This window comes from Dictyobacter aurantiacus (genome assembly GCF_003967515.1).
GTDB classification, from domain to species: domain Bacteria; phylum Chloroflexota; class Ktedonobacteria; order Ktedonobacterales; family Ktedonobacteraceae; genus Dictyobacter; species Dictyobacter aurantiacus.
Genome location: NZ_BIFQ01000001.1, coordinates 159,599 through 178,221 on the forward strand (window position 1 = coordinate 159,599; position 18,623 = coordinate 178,221).

Here is an 18,623-nt window from a genome sequence, read left to right on the forward strand (position 1 = left end):
CGATAGAAAAAAGGAGACATTCTTTTATGTCCAGTCTCTTGACCAGGCTTATTTACGCCCTCTATACTCAACATATAAAAAAATGCATTATTATCCTTCTTCTTCTCATGCTGTGTCAGTTGCTCGTGGCCTGTACCCCCGGACACACAGGGAGTAACCTGGTGGCTTTCCTCCGGGATGGACAACTCTGGACCAGTGATCCCGATGGGGCCAACACATTCTCAGTGGTTTCTCAGTCAACACCGGTCGTTGGCTATGCCTGGTCACCTAACCACCAGTTGTTGGCTTTCCGTACATTGGATACGGACTTCGCCAAGACACCGGCCGCCAGATCCCTTACACACTATCCACAGGCGCCAGTGATAAAAGATGTGCCCGGAACATTGAACACCATTGGAGTCGATGGAGGAACGCCTATTGCGATCGCCTTTTCCAGTCCAGATTTTAGCTATAATAACCCTCAATGGAATAGTAATGGTGCTCGTTTGATCTATCGGCAGACCCCCAAAAATTTTTCAGCCAATCCTGCCAATGCTCAATGGTGGATCGCTCAGAATGATCAGCCAGGCGGCATTGCGGCGAAACCCTTTCCCCATACTTTTTCTATCCCTTCTTTCTCCTATAATAGCCAGCGTTATTTGCTAATCGGCAATGCGGACAAGGGGGTATTTACAACAACGATTGCTAATACGCAAAAAACTCAGCAGGTCGGTCCCCTGGCTGGTCATCCATTACCGGCCTCCCTTGAACGTCTCCTGTGGCGCCCGAACCACCAGAATCAAAGCTTCTTATACGCGATCGAGGCAACCACGGCCAGCCGTACCAATCAGCCAGCCGCTCAACTCATGGTAAAGCTGATGTGGCACACACTGGAGGGTCCTGCCACTACCGTTGCGACATGCGCCTGCACACAATTCTCCTGGTCTCCTGATGGAAACTATATCATATATAGCACTGGCACGAAGATAACTGTTCTCAACGTTATACACAACACTTCATTTACGATCAAAACCGAAGCCAATGCCGTTCCTTACTGGTCACCCGATAGCAAGTTCTTACTGCTAGACAGTTCTCAAACCCTCTCCCTCGTCAATATCTCAAGCAAGCAACAAACACTGCTATTGACGAGATCGGACGGACAAACGGTACAACCATCAGCGCTTTCTTCTACAAATAGCCTGTTACAGCCTGTGCCTAATAATGTATGGTCCGCTGATAGTCGCCATTTTATCTTTGTCAGTTATAGTCATTCAAGCTGGCAACAACATACACTATTGAATGGTCAGGCGCTCTATATGGTTGCGCTAAATGATAGCGGAAAGCCAGCGGGAGCGCCGACGAAAGTCGCTAGCGGGGCTATCAACCAACCTGGATGGACATATGAAGATCCCAATACATCTTTTCTATTCTAAGCATCAAGCCAGAACCATAGCTATAAACAACCCCGTTCATCGTCTCTAGATTAGAGAAAGTTATTGTCTGTTTGTTATATAAGAATGTGTCTTACTTCTGTCACCTGGGAGTACATGATAGCCCCTTCATTCGCGTCCGCTACGCGGTCACGCTTTTTTTATGTGTTACTGTAGCAGAAGTGCATTCGCGTTCCTGCTGCCCCAACACCCTATAGGGTATTGAGGACTACAGGATGACGGGAGTCAGATACGCTCTCAAGAGGAGAGTTTCTATGCAGGAAGAGGTACAGCACCTGGCAGGAGAAGATTTTTGCTATCTCACCACCACTGGCCGCCGTTCGGGCAAAGCACATACCATCGAGATCTGGTTCGCATTGAATGACACGACGCTCTATCTCCTCTCAGGTGGTAGAGACAGGGCAGATTGGGTGAAAAATATCCACCAACAACCCGCAGTACAGGTCAGGCTCGGCCCGACGACATACATGGGGCGGGCACGGATTCTTGCCAGGGGGACTGAGGATGAACTGGCGCGCCAGATCGTGTTCGCCAAATATGCAGCGCGTAGTACCGATGATCTAACAGAATGGTCGCGCGCTTCGCTGGCTGTTGCGATCGATCTCCTCAATGAGGTAAAGTAATGAAAGGAACTTTCATGATACAGGCCCGCTACAATGAATGTATATGCTACATAAAGAGGAGAGACGTGAGTAAGAAAGAACCCAGGCTACACCTGGTCGGCCAGCAGCCAGAGCCGACCGATGACTTTGACGATTCAGACGAACTTGATGCCATGGAGCAATTAGAGCTCCTGGAATCTCTACGTGAAGATATGGAGGATCTAGGAGTGACAACGCTGGCAGAAGTGATCGAGCGCATTTCAGAACTGCATCGCCAGTTGGATAAGCAGTAAGCGCACGTCAGAAGTTCGTCATGAAAAAGAAAGTTAAGCATCCACCTTTGGATGCATATACTTCTTGTCTGGATGGATACGGCCTCTGTGTTTTACATAGCAGCCATATCCATCCAGGCCTTTTTGTTATCTCCGTTATCCACCTAGATATGCCTGGCGTACCAGGTCGTTGGTCAGCAGGTTTTTCGCTGTATCGCTCAAGACGATTTTGCCCGTCTGTAACACATATCCACGATCGGCCAGGCTTAAGGCCATTGATGCGTTCTGTTCTACCAGAAAAATGGTCATGCCCTCTGATCGAATGCGTAGAATAGTATCAAAAACGGTCTCCACCAGCTTGGGAGAGAGTCCCATGGATGGCTCGTCCATACAGATCATCCTGGGGCGCGACATGATGGCACGCCCCATTGCCAGCATCTGTTGTTCGCCACCAGACATGGTGCCCGCCAGCTGCTTTAAGCGCTCTTGCAGGCGCGGAAAAATCTGGCAGACATGATCCATATCGTCCGCGATCTCTTTCTTGTTGGCGCGGGTAAACGCTCCCATTTCCAGATTTTCTCGTACCGTCATGCGAGGAAAGATGCGTCTCGCTTCAGGCACCAGGGCCAGGCCGGCCTTAACAATGTCACCGGTTAACTTGCGTTCAATATCCTGGCCATCAAAGTTGATCGAACCACTGCTGGGACGTACCAGGCCAAAAATGGTCTTCATGGTGGTTGTCTTGCCCGCGGCATTGGCCCCAAGCAGGCAAACAATCTCGCCCTTTTCTACATCAAGCGAAATATCCTGTAAGACATGGCTGGGACCATAATATGTGTTGACATTAACCAGTCGTAACATCGTAGACCTCTTTATCGTTTTTTTGCATCGCTATGCCTCTGATTCCGACGTGGATTCTGTCTCCGATTGTCGACCCAGATACGCTTCGATTACCCGCTTGTCATAGCGTACTTCTGCGGGCAAGCCATCGGCAATCTTTTGCCCATAATCCAACACAGCAATATGGTCGGACATACCCATCGTTACCGCCAGTTTATGCTCAATCAAGAGAATCGTCAGTCCAATCTCGTCGCGCAAACGGCGAATATATTTCACGGCCTCTAACGTTTCAGCCTCGTTCATACCTGCCGTTGGTTCGTCAAGCAACAGAAGCTTGGGATTCGCCGCCAGGGCACGAGCGATCTCAACACGCCGACGGTCCGCATACGAGAGATTCATGACATACTCATCCTGCCGTGCTACCAGGGCCGTCCCAAAAAAGCCGAGCAATTCTAATGCTCGCTCGCGCGCACGTCGCTCCTCTTCAACGACATGGCGCGGACGGAACAGCGAGCCCAGAATTCCTGCCTTCAGGCGCGTATGCTGACCAACCAGCACATTCTCCAATACGGTCATATTGTTGAACAGGCGAATATTTTGAAAGGTACGCGTGATCCCCTGCACGACAATCTTATCCGGCGATAATCCAACGACAGATTTTCCATCGAGAATGATATCGCCGCTCGTAGGCTGATAAATCCCTGTAATCAGGTTAAAGACCGTAGTCTTGCCAGCTCCGTTAGGACCAATCACGCTGACAATTTCGCGCGGCCTCACTATCAGGTCTACCCCGGACACTGCTGTCAGTCCGCCAAACCTCTTGGTGACCGCTTTAAGTTCTAGCAAGGCGTTCGTTGTAGCTAGAGCGGATGCAGAGTGGCCATTCAGCTTTACCTGTTCAGAACTCATCTTTTTTCTCCTTCATCGCTGCTAGTCTACGGGCATTTCCGCTTCAAACTCAGGGGTTCCAGGCGGCTGATCCAGGCTCGATTCCTCTAACTTTTCGTCCTCGTTCTCTGTATGATGTAGCTCGCGCCTGCGCCTCGCACTTGGGATCAAACCTTCCGGTCGGAAGATCATGATGGAAATCAGGATGATGCCAAACAGCAGGTTGCGGATATTGTCAAAGGAGAAGTTAGAGAGATGTTGAGGCAGGAAGTGCAAGAAATTGTTCGGATCAGCTGCGTAGGTATCCAATTGATTGAGAATAAGCAGATTGATCGCGTACACTACGACCGCGCCTACCAGGACACCAGGGATACTCCCCAGCCCACCAATAACAACCATCGCCAGATAGATGATGGAGTCGCTTGAGTTAAAATCGCTGGGAGTCACAGTCCCTAATTTTGCCGCGTGATACACGCCGGCAATGCCAGCAAAGAAGGCTCCAGCCGCGAAGGCAAACAGCTTGGTGTTCACCAGGTTAATGCCTGATGAAGAGGCCGCGATCTCATCCTCACGAATGGCGATCCAGGCGCGTCCCAACTTGGAATCACGCAATCTGACGTTAGCAAAAATGCAGGCGCCAATGATAATCAAAATGAGATAGTAGTATGGTGTGGGGCTATTGGACCAGTTGATGCAAAACGAACCAATACATGGCGTCGCCGGTGGATACACGCCAGCGATTCCGTCGGTGCCGTTAGTGTACTTGTCCATCTGTGTAAAGACGATGGGAATGATTTCTCCAAAGCCCAGCGTCACAATGGCCAGATAGTCGCCGCGCAGGCGTAACGTTGGCGCCCCAAGCAGAATCCCCCATAAAGCGGTAATCAGCGCTGCAATGATGATCATCGGCCAGAAAAACCAGGAGAAGGTGCTGGGATTGGCAATAATGCCGGTCAATTTGTAGAACTGAGTGGAACCAACCAGCGACCAGGAATAGGTACCAATCACAAAAAAAGCGACATAACCCAGGTCAAGCAGGCCGGCGAAACCAACGACGATATTCAGTCCCAGAGCCAGAATAACATAAAACCCGAGGTCTCCGTAACTGGTGATGCGTCCCTTGGAACCAGATCCAAACAAAATAGGGTCCAGAATGGGATAAAGCACAACAAATACCATGAGCATCAACATGTAGATGCGGGTCGCGCCCCTACTTTGGAGCGGCCTGTCGTTGGGGACGACATCCTTTGCTTCCTCTTTAGCACGGCTCGCGGACAGGCTATGCAATTGTTGTTCACGACTGACTTTACGCGCATTACTGCGCCAACCCTGGCGCCCATTCTCAGCCTGACCGTTGTTCTGCTTCTCTTCAACACCCTCATCAGGTTTGACGACATAGCGCAAAGCAATGATGCCACCCAGGTGCCCAAGGAAATAACCCGCAACCGGCAAGAGGATAGTACGCGCAACAACCCAGATCATCAACAAGTCGGGTAATGCGCCAGACGCATAAAAAATCAGGTCAGCCACCAATGAAATGACGGCAAAGATGGTCGCGAACCAGAAACCAGCCTGTCGTGCCACCCGGACCAGCACGGTCCTCCCCTGCTCATCCATTACATGCAGGCTCTCCAATGGCGGTGGCGGCGTATAATGCATAGCCCGACGCACACGATTACGCACAAAGAGATAGATTCCCCAGATTACAGCGCCAAGCCCCAGGCTAATTAACAGGTCAGTGGTGATGGTGAGCAACACCAGCGGAACCACTACGGCAAACAACACATCACACCAGATCTCTATCATGTTACGGCGGCCGCTATCGGCCGCCACCAGATAACCAGCTAACACGATAGTTGACAGGTAAATGATCAACATGAAGACGGATTGCAGGAACAGAGACCAGAGATCATGATCATAAAGCTGATTCTGCGGATAGAGAATACCCAACCATATCTGATTGACGATCTGTTCGCCTATCCAGACAAAGGTAAATACACAACTGGGCACAAGTAAAGCTATAATCCATTTTATAAGGAGCGCGCGCGTCTCGGGCGTTGGAAGTAGCCTTCTGGGGCTTTCTGATACAGCCACGTTTTATCACCTCGCTTTTACACTTGATTTGTTTTGCTTTTGCGTAAAGTGTTCTGCTACACTTTCTCAGGCGTGTTCTGTCCAAAGAGGCCAGATGGACGAAAAACAAGGATCAAAATCAAGATGGCAAAGATTACGGCATTGTTCCAGGCATTGCCACCGTGTGGCAAAACCGTTGGCGGGATCAGGGTAACCAGCGAATAGATCAAACCAATCAGCAACCCACCAAACATAGCACCGACCAGATTCCCGATACCACCCAGGACCGCGGCGGTAAAAGCGATCAGACCTTGCTGAAAACCCAGGTAGAAATAGGTGTTCGGAAACTTGAGGCTGTAGATAAAGGCGGCAGCACCAGCTAAACCTGCACCAACGAAAAATGTGAAACCAATGATCAGGTTGACATTTACGCCCATCAGGGCCGCCGCATCACGATCCTGGGCAACAGCTCTCATCGCTCGCCCAATACGGGTGCGAGTAACCAGCAGGTGCAGGGCAACCATCAGCACGATAGCCACCACCAGAACAAAGATATTGATGACATCAATATCGATGAGCCCCGTATGCACAACGCCGATTGGCAAGGAGACGAAAGCGACGTTTGTATCGCCAAACCAGAGCTTACCAACGTCCTGGAGAACAAGAGAAACGCCGATGGCAGAAATAAGGGGAGCCAGACGAGGCGCATTACGCAGGGGACGATAAGCGACACGCTCAATGACCACACCTAATACAGCGCAGAAGAGAAATGAACCAATACAGGCCAGAGCCAGTTCACTGACCAGCACCCAGCTCATAACGGAAGGAGGATTGGCCGCCGTCACTCCCAGCGCGCTGAGAATGGCAATGGTCACAAACGTGCCCAGAGTAAAGATATCGCCATGAGCAAAGTTGATCAGCTCGATAATGCCATAAACCATCGTATAACCCAGCGCGATCAGTGCGTAGATAGCACCCGTGGCCAGACCTACGATTAACAGGTTTAAGAAAGTAGCCATTGGCTGGTTACTCCTTATCTTCGAGTAGTAACAGATTACAGGAACACCTGGAGAGGATTAAAATGAAAAACCTGGAGAAGTATCAGCCAGAGAAGGATCCTGCTAATACCTCCCCAGGTACCTTGCACTCCTTTTTATCTTTCGAGATAAAAGGTTCGAATTGTCTTCACCTCGTTACTGCAAGGTGCTGGTGTCGATCTGTTCCAGATACTTCCAGCCATCACCTGTATTCAAATCACCAATGGTATACAGTGAGACGAAGTGATTAGAGGTGTCGCCATTCTTGTCGAAGCTGTGGTGACCGGTGACTCCGTCATACTGAACATTCTGTACCGCATCGATCACTGCCTGGCGGAAGCTAGAGGCACCACTATCATCGTTCGAATCCTTTGGTGCTGTGGCTTTTTTGTCCTGAACAGCAGACTTAATAGCCTGCAACAGAATCTTGGCGCAGTCATAACCACCCGCGCTATACGCACCAATGGCACCGGCACCAAACTGCTTGGTATAGGCATCAAAGAAGGTCTTGGAGGCCGGAGATTGGCTTGGATCAATACCCGGGATCGAGGTAAAAACGGGTCCGCCACCCAGGGGCTTGACCGCTTTGGCCAGGGCCGACGTCTTGGTACCATCACCTCCCATGAACGGTGTGTTCGCCAGGCCAGCGACACTCTTCATCTGCTGACGAATCGTGATACCACCAGTCGAGTCGTTACCACCAAACATGATAAAGTCGGGCTTCTTGGATGCGATCTCGGTCAGAATGTTCTCGTATGAGTTCGTCTGCTTGATGCTGGCACTACCAAGGATTTTACCACCCAGCTTCTGCCAGTAGGTTGTAAAGTTCTTCGCCAGACCTACACCATAGGCTTCAGTATCATCAATCACATACGCCGTACGGTAGCTCTTGTTTTTGTACGCATACACGGCTAACGCAGCACCTTGATACTGGTCAATGGTGGCGGTACGGAAATAGGTCACCTTCCCGGTTGGACGCAACGCAGCAAGCTTGCTGTTGGCGCCACCACATTCAAATGCGGGAGTCTCTTTGGTCAGGCAGTCATTGGTGTTTGAAGGACTGATAAGAGCAATCGGAGCCTTGTTTGTGGTTGGAATCTCAGCCAGGGCCACGCTACTATTGATAGGACCAACAATACCAGCTACCTGGGCATCGCCGATCAGGTCGGTTACGTTTTTCTGGCCAACAGTCGGATCGTGGGTGCCATTGGCACCAACGTCGTCTTTGGCTACCAGCGCGAATTTGTAACCGGGTAAGAAGTTAGAGTCGTTGGCCTCTTTAACAGCCAGCTCCACACCATCTTGAGCCGGCTTACCCGTTGAAGCATCACCCGATGTTGTAGGGAGTTCAGAACCAATCTTGATGGTTATTGTCTGCTGGGTACCACCATTACCATTACCATTGCCGGTATTTGTTGACGGGGTACCAGCACCACAAGCCGCAAGAATGGTAATAATGAGCGAGAAGCCTATCATAGAGGCTAAAATACGGGACGGAGGTCGTCGCATAATGTAGTCAGCCTGCCTTTCATCAAGTGCCTCACTGTCGAATTGAAACACTTCCACCTTTAGATAACCAATAAAAACAATGCGGAAAAGGGGTCACAGGTTGATGTCTAATAGTAAGGACGTTGATACCTTACAAAAATAAATACGTCTCCTGAAACTCTGATCTCACCAACTTTCGTAAACTCATCATATTGGTCCCGTTAGCGATCGGGCGCTATCAGCTTACACGGGCAAGAAAAGCTTCAGCTGCGTAATTACCGTTGCTCTCTTGAACAAGGAAAAGAGATTGAGGGAATTATACGTATTGTCATTTTCACTGTCAATACGTATATTTTATCCTAGATAGGCGTCGAAGAATTGGTCTACGCGCGTTTCGTACTCGGTCGGGTCCAGGGAAAAAGATTGCGCGTGCCCCGCCCCATTAACTACCCAGGATTGCTTAGGACTCCCTGCCGTGTTGTACAACGCATACATACCGTCGAGAGGAGTCTGATAGTCTTTGTCTCCGTTAATGAAAAAGATCGCTGTACGCCCGCTTAGTTTGTTGACCACATCAATGGGACGCGCCAGGGTGATATCAACCCCATACACCTCTTCTACAAGCTGCCGATCCGCGTCGCGCACCTGATCATTGGGGACATCACCCGGCACACGCGTAGCATCCACAGGACAGCTTTCGGCCACCAGCGCGCTGATATCCGTGCTGCGCGCCGCCGCCAGGACAGACGCGGTCGCTCCCATTGAGAGTCCCAGCACCCCTATTTTACTATCGATAGTGTCGGGATATGAATGGAGAAAAGCGATCGCGGCTAAAATATCTCCCGATTCAACCATTCCTAATGTCGACATGACGCCCTGGCTCTTGCCATAACTTTGAAAGTCAAATAATAATACCGTATATCCATGCTTAAATAGGAATGCAGCCCTCTTCACCATATCGACACGATCACCTGGTGTTCCATGCGTTAAGATGATGACCGGCGCATGTGGAGAAGATATCGCCAGCCATCCTGAAATAAGATTGCCTCGCTCGTTATAGAACGAGACATCAAAGACAGGGATATCCTGCACATCCTTTGCATCAGGTATCGGCTGACTTTGCCCCGGCCTTAGCGCTCCTGTCAATTGGAAGAGCTCTGATTTTGTAGAGCTATTCAAAGTGGAAGCATTTCCGGTATTATGCATTTCTGACTGTAATGTTGATTCAAGTAGCTTATTTCTAGCCTGGACCTGTGTTGTCTGTTTTAAAGTACTGGCTGCGCTATTGACAGGCGAGACATAAACAGCATGAATACACCAGACTACAGAAACAACAAAAACCATACAAATACTTACAGCATATGTACGTAAAATTGACGATCTGTGCATCTCATAATCTCCACATATAGACTATACAATGGAAAATTGTGAGCAGAATCTTTTGAATGCTGCTGCAACTTGCTGGTAAGTAGCCTCAGAAGTTCCTCCATTGTCAATGATCTCATCAACCATGGCTCGTTTCGCGGTAATGTCCGGTTGAGCCCTGATACGCGCTCGGGCCTCATCTAGACTAATGATATTTCTCCGCATCAAGCGTTGCAGTTGCTGATCTTCGGGGCATTCGATCAGCCATTTTGCATGACAAAAAGCGCTGGAACCACCTTCCAGCAACTTGACAGCATCCAGAACCGCGATTCCATGAGGACTGACGCTTTCCAGCTCCTCTTTGACCGCTTTATGCACCTCTGGATGAACTATGCTTTCTAGTTGTTTCATCGCCTTCGGATCATGAAAGACGATGGCTCCTAATGCTTTACGATCAATACTTCCATCCTCTGCAACCACCTGCGACCCAAATAATTCTGCGACCCGTATAGCAATAGGTTGGCCCCGTTCGTACAATCGGTGTACTAACAGGTCCGCATCAATATACCTTTCAGCCCCCAATTGCACTAGCATCTGCCCTACAGATGTTTTACCACAGGCGATATTGCCAGTAATGCCTATCACATACGACATACCAGGTTATTTTAACCTTTCTTAGCTACTCACTATATAATAGTTTAAACGTACTATCCTAAGGAAGAGCATACACTTTTTTATCAGTAACATCATTCTTCGCGATTGTGGGCCACAAAAAGATCTGCCATCTCATTCATTGTATCAAAGGTCACAACGCCTTTTTGTGTCTGACACATATTAGTAATATGGTGTTGATGGAAAAGACAAAAGTCCTCATTTTTTTAATATTCCTTCACTCGATGGTGTATACTTGCGATGTAACCTTACAGCACTATTGGCAGTTACCAAGCATCAAATCAGATATCTCTTGTTTTCATGTCGATGTTTGATGTGGGGATTGATTCCACTAAAAACAGCCCCCTCCCGGGACTACATGTGCAATGAGAACGAAGAACATATATGCCACTCCCACTCAACAACAGGGGGCATAAACACATAATGATGAGGATATCTTATCTCTCCCCGTTCATTATGGAGAGGTAAGGAAAAAATATATTGCTATATCAACACTGGAAGGAACAAAATGTATTCTGGAGAGTTGACAAGAACGCCGCCAGAGAAGAGGGCATCAAGGCATATCGGGCTCATTGTTGGTATGAACCGCTATCAGGATAGTACGTTTCAGCAGCTACAATTCGCAGAAAACGATGCCCGAGCCCTCGCTCAATGGTTGGTGAATAATAAGGGGGGCAAGTGGTCTCCCCCGGATGTGCAGCTCGTACAGGGTCAACATGCCACCAGGGAACTTATTGAATCTCTGATTACGCAAATATGCCTTCATAAAGCAGAGGAAGGGGATTCAATCCTGCTTTATTTTGCGGGTCACGCCTTTATCGACGAACGTTCAGGTGAGGGGTACCTGGCCCTGACGAATTCACGCTACCAGGACCCGAACACCAGCTTGAGCCTGCAGGCTTTTTCTCAACATGTCTTGACCCAAAGCCGAGCAACACAGATTCTGTGTATTTTTGATTGTTTCCAGACGGGGCAACTCTGGAGTATGCGTCGGACCTCTCCCTTTGACTCCAAACCGTTATTGAACAGTTCGGTACTCTCTATCCTGCAATCATACCCCAATCGATTGTTTATGTGCTCATGCCGAGGAAATGAACATGCTCCAGAAAGCGGCGCACGTGGGCTGAGTCCATTTATCCATCAAATGATCCTCGGCCTTTGCGGTCCGGCGATCGACCAGGCTACGGGGGTAGTTACGCTATCCAGATTACATGCCTACCTCTTTGGAGCCCTCAGCGAGCAGCAGCGCCCGCAACTCTTTGGGCAGCAGGAAGTTCCTTTTAGCATTGTCGGGGATATTCCAGAGGTCACCGCAACCAGACAGACAACGGCGTCGAACTTCACTGCCGGGTTTCAACCAGGAACAGAATCACCATCCAGTAGCATGCTCCTCAAAAAAAGCGGGCCCTTTGGAGCAGCGGCATTAACAGCAACAGCCCCTCCAGTACAGACAACTTCTCCGTCCACATCAGGACATCTTTTGTCTTCGGCGCTGGAGCAGCAACGAGAGCAGCAAAGCCAGCAGATGGTGGCACAGGCACAGCAGCTATTTCAGGCCCAAAACTATGGGGAGGCCTTTAATCTGGTAGAACAAGTTCTGCAGAATATGCCCAATAATGTGCTCGCTTTAATATTAAAGGGACAGTTGCTGGGTACGGCAGGCCGCTACGCCGAAGCACAACAGGTCATCGAGCACATTCTCCAGTTGGATCCAAATAATGCCATGGGCTGGAGCATGCAAGCTGTAGTCTCAAGCAATCTAGGACAGCACCAGCAGGCACTCACTGCAGTCGAGCGTTCGCTGGAACTGGATGCTCAAAATCCAGAAACCTATGCCATTAAAAATAATATTATGAGCAACCTGGCGGTAGCCCAGACACAGACACCAGAACAACCTAAAAGTAAGCAGCAGAGTGATACAGCGCCGCAGAAAGCCTCGCAGGGCTTTATCCGCGGACTCGCACTCAGTATTCTCGGGATTGTCGCGGGGCTAATTGGTTTCGGACTGATGGCCTTTATCGCCTCAATCCCTTATATCGGGCTCTTCGTGATCTGTATCAGTGTTGCAATACTGTGCGTAAATGCGGCCAGAGGCACATTCCGTTACGGATTGGCCCTGCTCGTAGAAACGATTCTGGTCTCAGTGGTGCTGGCAGGGATACTAGGAGCCATGTATAAAGTTGGCCAGGCATCCTTGATACATCAGATCAATCTGCACCCATCGCTGTTTATGCCCCTTCTGGCATTGGTAGCATGGCTGATCATCGCGGCTGCAGTACCTCCTATCCTGGCACTGGGAGGCTTTGTCGGCGGCTTTGCCAGCCGCCAGCGCCATAAAAAAAGCAGGTAGCATATGCTACCTGCATGCCAGGCGTAAACGTCGGGCTTTTTCTAGCTGACCATATCCGCCAGTTGTTCCCACTCTTGCAGTAATTCGTCTACCCGCGCTCGCGCCTGTTCATAATCCGCTGAGAGCCGGGTTAGCTCCTCGGCGTCAGCTTGTAGAGCGGCCTGCGAAAGTGCCTCTTCCAGGCTCTTTACCTTCGCCTCAGCCTTCTCAACATCTTTCTCAACGTCTTCCAGAGTGCGGGCTTTGACTTTTCCGTTCTTCTTGCTGCTGGTTTTAGCGGGCGCGGCTGCCTTAACAGGGGCGACCTTGACAGGTGTCTTAGAGCCGGACGCATTCAATACTATCTGCTGATGGCGGGTCCGGTATTCGGTGTAGTTACCCACGTAAGGATAAAGTACCCTGTCTTCAATGGCCCAGACTTTCGTGGCCAGGCTATCAATAAAGTAACGGTCGTGTGAGACAAAGAGCAGCGTGCCTTCAAACTCACTCAGTACCTCTTCCAGAAACTGGCGCGACTGGAGGTCGAGATGGTTGGTCGGCTCGTCGAGTACCATCAGGTTTGGCCCCTGTAAGGTCAATTTGGCCAGGGCGACCCGGCTTCTTTCGCCACCACTCAGGCTACCAATCGATTTGAAGACGTCATCACCTGAAAAGAGGAAACGCCCCAAAAAGCTGCGAGCCCCTTCCTCACTTAATACACTGACCTGGCGTATCTCATCGACAATGCTGCGCTCCATGTTTAGGCCAGCATGCGTTTGAGAGTAGTATCCGATGCGCACACCATGGCCGATGTGGACCTGGCCACTCAGTGGTGGCAACTCGCCAATCAAGGTACGCAACAGCGTCGTTTTCCCCGTACCATTCGGTCCGATCAGGCCAACCCGATCACCCCGTAACATTTCTAGATCAGCCACCTGAACAAGGACGTTGGTATCATGCTCTCCAGGTCGGCCCGCTTTTGCGCCCGTACCATAACCAACAGCTAGTTTCTGCGTCGAAATGACGACCAGGCCGCTATCGGCGACTGGTGTGAACTCAAAGTTCAGTTCCGGCATATCCTGCGGACGAGCCACGCGCTCCATGCGATCCAGTAAGGTTTGCCTACCTCGCGCCTCGCGACTACGCTGACCCGCTTTATAGCGCCGTATAAACTCTTCAGTATGTGCAATATATGCCTGTTGTGCCTCGTACTCACGCCGTCGGCGCTCCATGCGTTCTTCACGTAGCGAGAGGTATTTGGTATAGTTGCCCGGATATTCCTCAATACGCTCAAAGGCGAGCTCGATGGTACGCGATACCACTTTATCCAGAAAGTAGCGGTCGTGTGCCACAATGACCATGGCCCCCTTCCAGGAGGAGAGGTAGGTTTCGAGCCATTCCAGGGTAGCCAGGTCCAGGTGATTGGTCGGCTCGTCGAGTAGTAATACTTCCGGCTCCTGTAGCAGGAGCTTCCCCAGCGCAGCGCGTGTCTGCTGCCCACCGCTTAATTGCATGATGGGCGCGGCCTGCTGCTCACGCGTGAATTCCAGGCCGTCCAACACCTGGTCAACCCGATTTTCATAAGTATAGCCGCCAGCATGTTCATAACGCGCCTGCAGTTGATCATAACGCTGCAACAACGATTGGTGCTGGTCCGTCTCCGGCTGCGTTGAGGACATCTCGATAGCCAGTTCACCCAGCTCCTGCTCCCACTGACGCAGTTCTGCAAAAACGGAGATCATCTCTTCGCGTAAGCTATTATCTGGTCGAAAATCCGTCACCTGTGTGAGGTATCCAATGCGGGTGTTACGAGCAATAGCAATTGAGCCTTCATCAGGTTCTTCCCGTCCAGCCAGAATGTTGAGCAAGGTAGACTTTCCAGCTCCATTGGGTCCGACGAGGCCGATTCGGTCTTGAGGATCAATTTGAAAATTGAGACCAGAAAATATTCTTTCCGCCCCAAATGACTTTCCTAAATTTACGACACTGATTACTGGCATATGTCTTCACCCAAATTCAAACCATTATTTTATCATATACGTTTTGAGCTAGCGTATCATATCAGCCCGCCCTACGCAAGAGTTCATGCGGGATGCGTCCCATTGCAACCCGACGCATAACCTGATCGTATACAATGGCTAGTATCATTTAGTGTTAATATAATGAAATGTAACCCATTGTATTCAATCTCATAGGTTAGGCGACAATCGATAAAAGGTTGGCTGAACTTATGCGATTATGATATACTTATGAAACAAATCCTTCTGCTAAGAGAAAGGATGCTGAGGTGGCGAAAGAGCAGTCTCTGGATAATTTGTGGTTGGCACAGATCCTATTTGATCTGGGTGGAGTACAATTTGGCAATTTTACAGTGAGTGAATCCGCTGTAAGCTCGCCCATTTTCGTAAATCCCAAAGTTTTAATTAGTAACCCAACCGCGCTACGTGTTGCAAGCAAGTTGATGCAACAGGAAATTGATTTAGCCCAATCATTACGTCGTCCACGTGTTCACCCCTTCTCCGTTATTGCGGGGGTTCCAGTCGGTGGACTCCTATTGGCCACAGCCTACTCATTAGAAACAAATATTCCCCTGATCTATGCACGCAGCCGTCCCGAAGGCACCGGCAAGCGTGGGATAGAAGGACATTTTAATCAAGGTGATACGGCTATTATCATCGACGACCTCATCACTCGTGGTGGCAGTATCCTTGAAACAACATCGCTCCTTGAGGAAAATGGTCTGAAAGTAAAAGATGTCATCGTTCTTATTGACCGCGAACACGGCGCAGCCGAGCGTCTACGCCGTCATGGATATAACCTGATAAGCATCTTGAAGCTTGATATCATGCTGACTCACTATATGTCGAAGGGCTTGATTACAGAAGAGACCTATCGTACATGTGCTGAGTATCTGCGTTCCAAACAGGGTGAGCCAAATACCGGCCCTCTCGGTTTGTAGTTTACGAATCAAACAATGGATCAGGGGTGGTCAGTGAATCGCTGACCACCCCTGATCTGTTTTGGACCTGGCTATGATGTCACGCGAACGACCTGTGAGAAATGGTTTCAATCGGCGCATGCTACGATTGCGCCGATGAAATCGCGTCCCAGTTGATTGGTAACCCCTCCATTTGCATGATGCGTAACGCATTGCGCGTAGGACTCGGCCCTTCACGCAGCAGATACTCGAATACCATATGTCCTTCGATAATATTCTCACGGAAATGGGCATTTTTGATGATCGGGAACAAATCCGCAAGTTTGACCAGTTCAAGATCATGGGTTGAGATGGCGCCGGTACACTTCTTTTCAACCAGGGCCCGTATATATGCTTCGCTGCCGATGAGGCGCTCGTAGTTATTAGTGCCCTTAAAGATCTCGTCAATTAAGAAAAAGATGGGATAGCGTAGATCCTCATCAATGGCATCCAGCAATCCCTTCAGACGCCGTACCTCGGCATAGAAGTATGAGTAGCCGTCCGCCAGTGAGTCGGTGACGCGTATACAGGCATAGATCTCAAACAATGAGAGGCGTAACGAACTGGCATTCACCACGCTACCTGCATAGGCAAGACACATGTTAACGCCTAAAGTTCGTAAAAAGGTACTTTTCCCGGCCATATTGGAGCCGGTAATCAGCAAAATTTCTCCATCTTCTTCCAGTTGGAAATCATTGGCCACTTTGTGCTCTTTCGCGATCATTGGATGACCCAGTTCTCTGGCCTGAAAAACGGTAGCCCTGCTGTTCTTTTTGTCCACCACAATCTCAGGAAAGACATACTCTGGATTGAGATAGGCGAAGTTGGCCAGAGAACAGGTGGCCTCCAGTTCATACCAGACATCAAGCCAGATTGGTAGATACTGCGCGATCAACGCTTTACACTGGTCCAGTCGATAAGCGGTAAGAGCTCCAATGGGGAGAATGGCGTTGGCAATAGCCCAGGCTTCCGGACTACGCGCCAGCGTGGCCAGGCTGGTGATCCGTTCCAATTGCTTTAAAAGCAGCGAGGGACGCCGATCCCCGTGCTCAAAAAATGGGGCGCACAGGGTACGCAACTGCGATTGCCTGGCATAGGGATATTTTTCGAGATAGTTGAAAATGAATTGCAGTTGTCCGAAAGCAACGCGCTGCGCGTGCGTATCCTCGGCCAGGTTGCCCTGCTCCTTCCTAGTCATTAGATACCAGACGAAGGAAGCGATCAAGGTCACCGCACAAAACAGGGGCGAGGTATGCTCAAAAACGAACAGGAGCACGGATAGATAAAATAAGACCGCCAATCCACAGGCCACCAGCAGCGAGGTAAGAGTCTGTTTGGATTCAGCCTGCGCCTCCAGCCAGTCTAACAGACGATCTCCATCGACCGGACCACTGGTAAAGCGCGTCGCGAAGGATGAATACAGGAGCAATTTATCACGAAAGCGGGTTAGTGGGGTTAACTCACGTACCAGTGCCTGCCGATCGTGAATGATGTCAGGGTCTGGCTCAAGCTCCAATAACCAATCGCGTAGACGCAGCGTTCCTTCTAAGGAGACAGCAGTATTGAGTAAGCGGTGTACAGAGCGTTCTCCACTGATATCCAGGTCAATCTCAAAGGGATGGTCGATTTCTTGCTCCTCGCGTGGCGGCACCGACGGCATACCGTCCCAATCGAGCCGCAAGCGCGCTTGCTGGGTCTCTAAAATGCGCAGCCAGACCTGGTAACGCAGGACGCTTTGATTGACGTTGGGCTGAAAACGCGCCAGAAGATAAAAGCCCAGACAGGTGGCTAGCAAAAAAAGAAAGCCCAGCCAGTGTACCGTGGCCAGGCCAACAATGGTCAGGAAGATCCCTCCACCAATAACGCCCAGGGTTCTCACTTTATTATTCTGGTCGAGTTGCCGCGTTTGCGCCAGGCGCCGCTGGACATGCCCGATCTGACGCTCAAGAAGCTCTTGCTTTGAGAACTGTGATTCCATATCCGAATCCTTAGAGGATAATGTGAAGAAAGTACTTCACATGACCACAAACAGAAAATGCGTCTCACAATAAATATATGTTTTGCCGGCCGCCTGGTTGCGGATCGACAACAGGCTACAGGGCATTGAGCAGTCCATGAATAAAACCTGTGCTTACCGAGAGCCAATCAAATGATTGCGTCCAGGCAACCCAATCCTGCTGCCTGGGCCAACCCGGTCGATAGCGCGGCAACATATCCTTTGGCATCACGATCGCCCATTTGCTTCCTTCCCCAAGTCCTCCCGGCGTAATCCGTACGGAAATATTAAAGACCGTCTCATCAGGCAGGTGCTGCTTCCAGTCTGGCATCTTCTTGAGCAATGGTTCATGCCGCCATTGGCTAAACAGGACCGGGCGATCCTCTCCCTGGGGAGTTCGCTGCAGGGTCAATACCTGCCCAACAACCACGCTGCGCTCCCACTCCGGAAAACGCAATGAGACGCTATAACGGTACTCGTTCAGGCCGGCTGCGCTAATAAACGTGGCCAGATTTTCAGGCTGACAGCGTTTTTCGGTATCGCTTTGCCAGATCTTCACCATGGCGTCCAGGCGTTTTTTTTTGTCTTCGGCACTTAAGCAGGCCAATGAACCAGTATCGGGCGGGTATTCTTCGGTTCCCATTGCTGTTATAC

At 50.0% G+C, this 18,623-nt stretch carries 15 protein-coding genes; 5 read left to right on the forward strand and 10 right to left on the reverse strand.

The features are described from left to right. The first annotated feature begins 26 nt into the window (after positions 1-26). The 3 genes from KTT_RS00680 to KTT_RS00690 all read left to right on the forward strand — a co-directional run bounded on the left by KTT_RS00680 (position 27) and on the right by KTT_RS00690 (position 2,325). Positions 27-1,412 (forward strand): TolB family protein, encoded by a 1,386-nt coding sequence (locus KTT_RS00680; RefSeq protein WP_126594153.1) that lies wholly within the window; start codon positions 27-29, stop codon positions 1,410-1,412. Positions 1,413-1,684: 272 nt separating this feature from the next. Beyond that, positions 1,685-2,053, forward strand: coding sequence for a nitroreductase family deazaflavin-dependent oxidoreductase (locus tag KTT_RS00685; RefSeq protein WP_126594154.1), 369 nt, complete (start codon positions 1,685-1,687; stop codon positions 2,051-2,053). 65 nt (positions 2,054-2,118) lie between these two features. After that, entirely contained in the window at positions 2,119-2,325 is a 207-nt protein-coding gene (locus tag KTT_RS00690) for a hypothetical protein (protein ID WP_126594155.1), read from the forward strand. Between the two features lie 135 nt (positions 2,326-2,460). On the opposite strand, the gene KTT_RS00695 is transcribed toward KTT_RS00690, so the two are convergent. The 7 genes from KTT_RS00695 to coaE all read right to left on the reverse strand — a co-directional run bounded on the left by KTT_RS00695 (position 2,461) and on the right by coaE (position 10,649). Then, positions 2,461-3,165, reverse strand: a complete 705-nt coding sequence (locus tag KTT_RS00695) for an ABC transporter ATP-binding protein (RefSeq protein ID WP_126594156.1) — start codon at positions 3,163-3,165, stop codon at positions 2,461-2,463. Between the two features lie 30 nt (positions 3,166-3,195). Beyond that, on the reverse strand, positions 3,196-4,053 hold the full coding sequence (locus KTT_RS00700) for an ABC transporter ATP-binding protein (RefSeq protein ID WP_126594157.1): 858 nt from the start codon (positions 4,051-4,053) through the stop codon (positions 3,196-3,198). A 21-nt stretch (positions 4,054-4,074) separates the two neighbouring features. Then, positions 4,075-6,126 (reverse strand): branched-chain amino acid ABC transporter permease, encoded by a 2,052-nt coding sequence (locus KTT_RS00705; RefSeq protein WP_126594158.1) that lies wholly within the window; start codon positions 6,124-6,126, stop codon positions 4,075-4,077. A 56-nt stretch (positions 6,127-6,182) separates the two neighbouring features. Then, complete coding sequence (locus KTT_RS00710; RefSeq protein WP_126594159.1) at positions 6,183-7,124, reverse strand: branched-chain amino acid ABC transporter permease; 942 nt, start codon at positions 7,122-7,124, stop codon at positions 6,183-6,185. A gap of 174 nt (positions 7,125-7,298) precedes the next feature. Continuing rightward, a complete protein-coding gene (locus KTT_RS00715; protein ID WP_235845556.1) occupies positions 7,299-8,702 on the reverse strand; it encodes a branched-chain amino acid ABC transporter substrate-binding protein in 1,404 nt (467 codons plus the stop codon). A 282-nt stretch (positions 8,703-8,984) separates the two neighbouring features. Next, complete coding sequence (locus KTT_RS00720) at positions 8,985-9,722, reverse strand: alpha/beta hydrolase (protein WP_160145551.1); 738 nt, start codon at positions 9,720-9,722, stop codon at positions 8,985-8,987. 318 nt (positions 9,723-10,040) lie between these two features. Continuing rightward, the gene (coaE, locus tag KTT_RS00725) at positions 10,041-10,649 is read right to left on the reverse strand and encodes a dephospho-CoA kinase (RefSeq protein WP_126594161.1); all 609 of its coding nucleotides are present in this window, start codon (positions 10,647-10,649) and stop codon (positions 10,041-10,043) included. A gap of 526 nt (positions 10,650-11,175) precedes the next feature. On the opposite strand from coaE, the gene KTT_RS00730 reads away from it, so the two are divergent. Continuing rightward, complete coding sequence (locus tag KTT_RS00730) at positions 11,176-13,017, forward strand: tetratricopeptide repeat protein (RefSeq protein ID WP_126594162.1); 1,842 nt, start codon at positions 11,176-11,178, stop codon at positions 13,015-13,017. 41 nt (positions 13,018-13,058) lie between these two features. Here the strand turns inward: KTT_RS00730 and KTT_RS00735 are convergent, their stop codons facing one another. Continuing rightward, positions 13,059-14,996: an ABC-F family ATP-binding cassette domain-containing protein gene (locus KTT_RS00735; RefSeq protein WP_126594163.1), complete on the reverse strand. Its 1,938-nt coding sequence runs from the start codon at positions 14,994-14,996 to the stop codon at positions 13,059-13,061. 287 nt (positions 14,997-15,283) lie between these two features. Here KTT_RS00735 and KTT_RS00740 point away from each other — a divergent pair, with 287 nt between their 5' ends. Then, the gene (locus tag KTT_RS00740) at positions 15,284-15,955 is read left to right on the forward strand and encodes an orotate phosphoribosyltransferase (RefSeq protein ID WP_126594164.1); all 672 of its coding nucleotides are present in this window, start codon (positions 15,284-15,286) and stop codon (positions 15,953-15,955) included. A gap of 121 nt (positions 15,956-16,076) precedes the next feature. Here KTT_RS00740 and KTT_RS00745 read toward each other — a convergent pair whose 3' ends face one another. Both KTT_RS00745 and KTT_RS00750 read right to left on the reverse strand, forming a co-directional pair. Next, positions 16,077-17,951, reverse strand: a complete 1,875-nt coding sequence (locus KTT_RS00745) for a MutS family DNA mismatch repair protein (RefSeq protein WP_126594165.1) — start codon at positions 17,949-17,951, stop codon at positions 16,077-16,079. A gap of 115 nt (positions 17,952-18,066) precedes the next feature. Next, a complete protein-coding gene (locus tag KTT_RS00750; RefSeq protein ID WP_126594166.1) occupies positions 18,067-18,612 on the reverse strand; it encodes a hypothetical protein in 546 nt (181 codons plus the stop codon). Positions 18,613-18,623: the final 11 nt, after the last annotated feature.